At 40.6% G+C, this 6,572-nt stretch carries 4 protein-coding genes; all 4 read left to right on the plus strand.

The window, feature by feature from the left end; genetic code table 11:
- Positions 1-775 (plus strand): hypothetical protein (locus L1D46_RS19115; protein WP_239978046.1); only part of this gene is annotated, 775 nt, incomplete at its 5' end.
- 541 nt (positions 776-1,316) lie between these two features.
- Positions 1,317-2,783, plus strand: a complete 1,467-nt coding sequence (locus L1D46_RS19120; protein WP_239978047.1) for an N-6 DNA methylase — start codon at positions 1,317-1,319, stop codon at positions 2,781-2,783.
- Positions 2,783-4,015 (plus strand): restriction endonuclease subunit S, encoded by a 1,233-nt coding sequence (locus L1D46_RS19125; RefSeq protein ID WP_239978049.1) that lies wholly within the window; start codon positions 2,783-2,785, stop codon positions 4,013-4,015. The genes L1D46_RS19120 and L1D46_RS19125 overlap by 1 nt, the downstream gene beginning before the upstream one ends.
- Complete coding sequence (locus L1D46_RS19130; protein WP_239978048.1) at positions 4,015-6,525, plus strand: DEAD/DEAH box helicase family protein; 2,511 nt, start codon at positions 4,015-4,017, stop codon at positions 6,523-6,525. The genes L1D46_RS19125 and L1D46_RS19130 overlap by 1 nt, the downstream gene beginning before the upstream one ends.
- The last annotated feature ends 47 nt before the right edge of the window (positions 6,526-6,572 follow it).

Consider the following 6,572-nt stretch of genomic DNA (forward strand, 5'->3'; position numbering starts at 1 on the left):
GGATATGGATATGGATATGGATATGGATATGGATATGGATATGGATATGGATATGGATATGGATATGGATATGGATATGGATATGGATATGGATATGGAGGAACCCATTATAAGCCATGATATGCAGCTAAAAAAACAATTTACTGAGCTGAGCAACCTTAAAAAACAAAGGGCAGCTGTTTTAGCCAATATTCGCATTTTACAAAAAGAAAAGGCAGATAAAGAAGGCCTAACTCGTCAGAGTCTAAGTGATGAGCAGCTTTATTACCTTATCAGCTTAGCCCTTAATGAACCCGCGCCAGCAACTAAGATTTTACGGGCTTGTGCAAACGAGTTTCAACAGGATGAGAGCTGGTGTAATAAAGTTATTCGCTTTAGCCCCTTAAATGAGCAGGTTACAAGAGTTTTTCATAAGCTTGAGGCAGACTCAAACCCGCAACTAATCGGTTTGTTAAAAAACCGCTTATTCAGTAAACAAAGATTACTGGCGTGTTCTGATTATCGTTCATTTCTCAATCTACTGAAAAAGTGGTTACAATTATTGGCTATGGTTACGCAAAAAGATGCAGATCTTGAAAGTCTTCATTTGTTAAATGTAGAGCTCAAAGAGGAATTAAACCGTAAAAGCTCATGTCTTCTAATGATAAAACAGGGTGAGCCTAAGACGCATGCAGCCCTGTTAAAAAAGGAGATTCCTAGCATGACCTATAAGGCAATTTCTAAAGCTGTAGGTCTCAGTAGACAAACTGTTGCAAAGCACATAGACAAGGCGTAATAAGGTTGTTAATAACTGTAACTCTTTTTTTAATTACAGTTATTAATACACTCAAATTACTTCGCTTTGAATGCGGGCTGTATAAAACCAACTTTAGCGAACATATTAAAAATATAAAGTTCGCTAAAGCAAATCAAGCAAGTTTATGAGGTGCTTCGCGTTAAGAATTGAAAAGTATAAGTTATTGGTTGAAGTGGATATTAAAGTATTTCAATTCAAACCCAGCACTTCTTTGTTAATGTTTTTCCCTTTATACTTCCAATGTAATCCATACAACAATAAAAGCTTCGCTTATTGACGTAATACAACAAACGTACTTAGTGCTTTTATTGCAATTTTTCTTTTTGGTTTAACTGCTTGAAATACAGTCATGTAATGGGTAATGTTGATGGGCAAAATAAAACCATCGGTTATGTTGCTCAAGCATGGATGAGAATAATAAATACCACTTAAAGCTTTTAACGCATCTAATAATAAGTGGCTAAAATAATTATATAAACATTTAAATAGGCTCTACAGCCTATGCAGGGATAAAACAATAATGTTTGAACAAACTTTTAAAAACATTGACGATATTTTTCATAAAGACGCAGGCTGCTCTAGCGAATTAGACTACACAGAGCAATCGTCGTGGATGCTATTTTTAAAATACCTTGATGATTTAGAGTTTACTAAGTCTCAAGAAGCCGAATTGATGGCAGAAGACTACCGATACATTATCGATGAGAAATACCGCTGGAGTTCATGGGCTGCACCTAAAACCGCTAATGGTGAGTTTGATCACGACAACGCCTTAACTGGCATCGATTTAATGGATTTTGTTGATGGTGAGTTATTCCCTTACCTTAAAGGTTTTAAGCTACGTGCTAAAAGCCCGGACACTATTGAATACAAAATTGGTGAAATCTTTAGCGAGATCAAAAACAAAATTCAAAGTGGTTATTCATTGCGTGATGCGCTAGAGAAAGTAGATGAATTACGTTTTCGCTCACAAGAAGAAAAACATGAGCTTTCACACCTGTACGAAGTAAAAATTAAAAACATGGGCAACGCTGGTCGCAACGGGGGCGAATATTACACACCACGCCCATTAATCCGCGCCATGATAGACGTATTACAGCCACAAATTGGCGAAACCATATACGATGGTGCAGCAGGGTCGGCAGGCTTCTTGTGTGAAGCCTACGACTACCTCCGCCAAGGTGGTGCAAGCAACAAGCAGCTTTCAACCAGCGACTTAAAAACCCTGCAAGAAAACACCTTTTACGCCAAAGAGAAAAAATCTTTAGCGTACGTTATCGCCATTATGAACATGATTTTGCATGGCATTGAAGCACCTAACGTTATTCACACCAATACACTGGGCGAAAACCTACAAGACATTACCCCAAGCAACCAGCACGACATTGTATTAGCTAACCCGCCGTTTGGTGGTAAAGAGCGTAAAGAAGTACAGCAAAACTTTCCCATTAAAACCGGTGAAACCGCCTTCTTGTTTTTGCAGCACTTTATCAAGATGCTAAAGCCTGGTGGCCGTGCTGCCATTGTTATTAAAAACACTTTCTTATCGAATACCGATAACGCCGCCATTGCCTTGCGCAAAGAGTTATTAGAAAACTGCAACTTACACACCGTACTTGATTGCCCAGCCAAAACTTTTTTAGGCGCTGGGGTAAAAACCGTCGTGCTGTTTTTCACCAAAGGCGAGCCAACTCAAAAAACATGGTTCTATCAGCTAGACCCTGGCCGCAGCTTGGGTAAAACCAACCCGCTCAACGACAACGACTTAAAAGAATTTATCGAGTTACAAAAGGGCTTTGAAGACAGTGCTAAGTCTTGGTCATTAACAACAACTGAACTGGATGAGGCAACATGGGATTTATCGGTTAAAAACCCCAATCAAGCAGAAGAAGCCCCACTGCGTGAACCGCAAACCATTATTGAAGAAATCATCGCGCTGGATAAAGAGAGCGAAGCGATTCTGGGAAAGATTCAGGAGTTGTTGTGATGGAATGGCTGAAAACTACGCTGGGAGAAGTTTGCGATGTACGAGATGGCACACACGATTCTCCTAAATATCAAGAAAGTGGATACCCACTTGTTACTTCAAAGAATTTGAAAAATGGTAGAATTAATTTAGATAAAATCAAATATATATCTGAGTCTGATTTTACAAAAATAAATGAGCGGAGCGCCGTACATTTAGGAGACGTGCTCTTTGCGATGATTGGAACTATCGGTAATCCGGTGGTAATTAAATATTTACCGAACTTTGCTATCAAGAATGTTGCTCTCTTTAAGCCAAAGGAAATGTGCGATAGTCAGTTTTTGAAATATTATCTTGAATCACCTTACGTGATTGAGAAAATGGGTAGTGAAGCTAAAGGTACAACCCAAAAATTTGTTGGGCTGGGGTATTTGAGAAACTTTCCTGTAGACATCCCCCCTATCTCCGAGCAAAAACGCATCGTCGCCATTCTCGATCAAGCCTTTGCCGATATAGAACAAGCCCGCGCCAAGACCGAACAAAACCTCAAAAATGCCCGCGAGCTGTTTGAAAGCTATTTGCAGCAAGTGTTTAGCCAGCGTGGTGAAGATGTTCAGAGTGTTGAGTTGCGAGAAGTTGTAGATATTCTGACCGACTATCATGCGAATGGTAGCTATAAAGTGTTAAAGCAACATGTTGAGCTAAAAGAGCAGGAAGATTTTGCTTGGATGGTGAGAAGTACTGACTTTGAAAAAAAATTCAAAAATAACAAGCGATATATTACTGAGCATGCCTACAACTATTTAACCAAGAGTAAGTTATTCGGCGGTGAAATTATTATGAGTAAAATTGGGAATGCAGGAAAGGTATATTTTATGCCTGAAACTGATAGACCCTGCTCTTTAGCGATGAATCTATTTTTAATTCGTTTGGATCCATCTAAAGCGAATAATGAATATATTTACCGCTATTTAAACTCTAGCAGTGGAAAGGCCCAAATAGCCCCAAGACTTAAAGGTGCGGCAACACAAACAATTACTAAAGATAACGTGAGAAGCCTTCAAATTCCTATGCCTTCTTTAGATGGGCAGCAGAAAGCTGTTGAAACGCTTAAGAAGCTGGAGAAAGAGATTGAGAATCTAGAAGGTCTTTATATGAGAAAGCTAGATAATATCGACACCCTAAAAAAATCCATCTTACAAAAAGCTTTTTCAGGTGAGTTGACCAAAGAAAAAGAAGGAGCGGTGGCCTAATGTCACAAGCAAGGACGCGTAACGAAGCCGATACAAGAGCGGATTTAATTGATCCTAAATTAGTCGCTGCCGGTTGGGGGGAAGTTGATAACAGCTTTATTCGTCGCGAGCTTATTTGCCCAGGCCAAATTATGGCGGGGGGCAAACGCGCTAACAAAGTGCCTTGCGATTATGTGTTGGTATATAAAGGCCGTAAGCTTGCCGCAGTAGAAGCCAAAAAAGAAAGCCTGACTCACAGCGAAGGTGTGCGCCAAGCCAAAGACTACGCAAAGCGTCTGCAATGCCGTATTGCGTATGCCACCAATGGCCATGAGATTTACCAGATTGATATGCTCACAGGTATTGAGACGCTGGTAGATGAATATATGTCTCCCCAAGCGCTTTGGGAGTTAACCTTTGAGCAAAAAGGCGATACACCAGAAGCCTCTTTTACCACCGCTTGGCGTGATGTGTTTTCTACTATTCCCTTTGAAGCCAAAGGCGATTGGGCACCGCGTTATTATCAAGAAAATGCAATTCATAATGCGCTTGAAGCCATTGCTCAAGGAAAAAATCGCATACTGCTTACACTGGCTACCGGTACGGGTAAAACGTGTATTGGTTTTCAAACAGCTTGGAAGTTGTTTCAAACCCGCTGGAGTTTAACCGCGCAGAAAGATATAAGCCTTGCGAAAAAGCGCCCGCGTATTTTATTTTTGGCTGATCGTAATATTTTAGCTAATCAGGCATTTAATGATTTCGGGCCGTTTGGTGATGATGCCATTGTGCGTATCACCCCTGAAGATATTCGTAAAAGAGGCGGTGTGCCGAAAAATGCTAGCGTATTTTTTACAATTTTTCATACTCTTATGTGTGGGCCTAAAACCGAATTAAAAGAAGCCACAACAGAAGAGGATGAAAATACACCAATCAAAAAGGCAGAAAACCCGTATTACGAACAATACCCAGCTGACTTTTTTGATTTAATTATTATTGATGAATGTCACCGTGGTGGCGCGAATGATGAAAGTGCATGGCGCGATATTCTTAACTACTTTGCGCCAGCTGTTCAGCTAGGTTTAACCGCAACACCCAAGCGTACCGATAATGCTGATACCTATGGTTACTTTGGCGAACCCGTTTACAGTTATACTCTAAAAGAAGGTATTAACGATGGCTTTTTAACGCCATTTAAAGTGTTACCCATTGTTGGCACTATGGATGAGTACAAGTACATAGAGGGAGATGGTGTTGTTGTAAAAGGCGATCCTGAGCCTGGTAAACTGTATAAAGAAGGTGACTTTAACCGCATTATTACCATACCTCAGCGCGAAGAGCGCCGTGTGCACTATTGGATGGATCGCTTTAATCCTAAAGAAAAAACCATCGTGTTTTGTGCAACACAAGTTCATGCCGGTATGGTGCGCGATTTTATCAATCAGTACGCAGTTAAAAAAGGCTGGACTACCAACACTAACTATTGTGTTCGTGTTACCGCTAACGACGGTGTAGCGGGTGAAAACGACTTAAAAACCTTCTGCGATAACGAAAAAACTATTCCAACAATTTTAACAACATCACGCAAACTCTCTACCGGCGTTGACGCGCGTAATGTACGTAATATTGTATTGATGCGGCCTTGTAATAACATGATTGAGTTTAAGCAGATCATAGGGCGAGGGACTCGCACATATGATGGGAAAGACTATTTTACCATTTACGACTTTGTAAAAGCGCATCATAACTTTGCCGACCCTGCTTGGGACGGTGAGCCGATCCCTAGCGAAGTATGCTCAGAGTGCGGCACAACTCCATGCCAATGTGAAGACACTGGCGGCGATGGTGCCGGTGAACAGAAACTGTGTAAGGTGTGTGAACAAAAACCATGTGTTTGTGAAAAGCCAGAGCCTGAAGGCTGTGAAAAATGCGGTGAAAGGCCATGTGTATGCGAAAAACTCGAAATAAAGCTCTCAGACGGCCGTACACGACAAATTAAGCATATTTCCTCAGCAATGTACTGGAGTGCAGAAGGTAAGCCGATTACAGCTAAAGAGTTTGTTGAACGTATGTTTGACGACTTACCGCGCTTTTTTGAAAACGAAGATCAACTACGCGAAATTTGGAGCGACCCAACCACTCGCGAAAAGCTATTAGAAGACTTAACTGAAGCGGGTTACGATAGCGAAAAACTCGACAGCATGAAGGCCGTAATTGATGCTCAAGACAGCGATGTATACGATGTTTTATCGTACGTAGCGTATGCCTCAGAGGCACAAACACGCACCGAACGAGCCCAACAAGCAAAACCTAAAATAAACTCCGCATTTACTGACTATAAACAACAAGAGTTTATAAACTTTATATTAAGTAAATATATTGAAGACGGCGTTCAAGAACTCGCACCAAAAAAAATGCGCAGTTTAGTAGAGCTTAAATACAACACAATTAACGACGCCGCTATTGAGTTTGGTTCACCAGTTGCGATACGCGACACATTTATAGGTTTTCAGAAGTATTTGTATGCAAGGTGAATAGGAATTTCGCGAGTTATATTAAAGATGTCGATAATATCAAAATA

The organism is Pseudoalteromonas sp. Isolate3, from assembly GCF_022398505.1.
In the GTDB taxonomy this organism is placed as follows: Bacteria; Pseudomonadota; Gammaproteobacteria; order Enterobacterales; family Alteromonadaceae; genus Pseudoalteromonas; species Pseudoalteromonas apostichopi.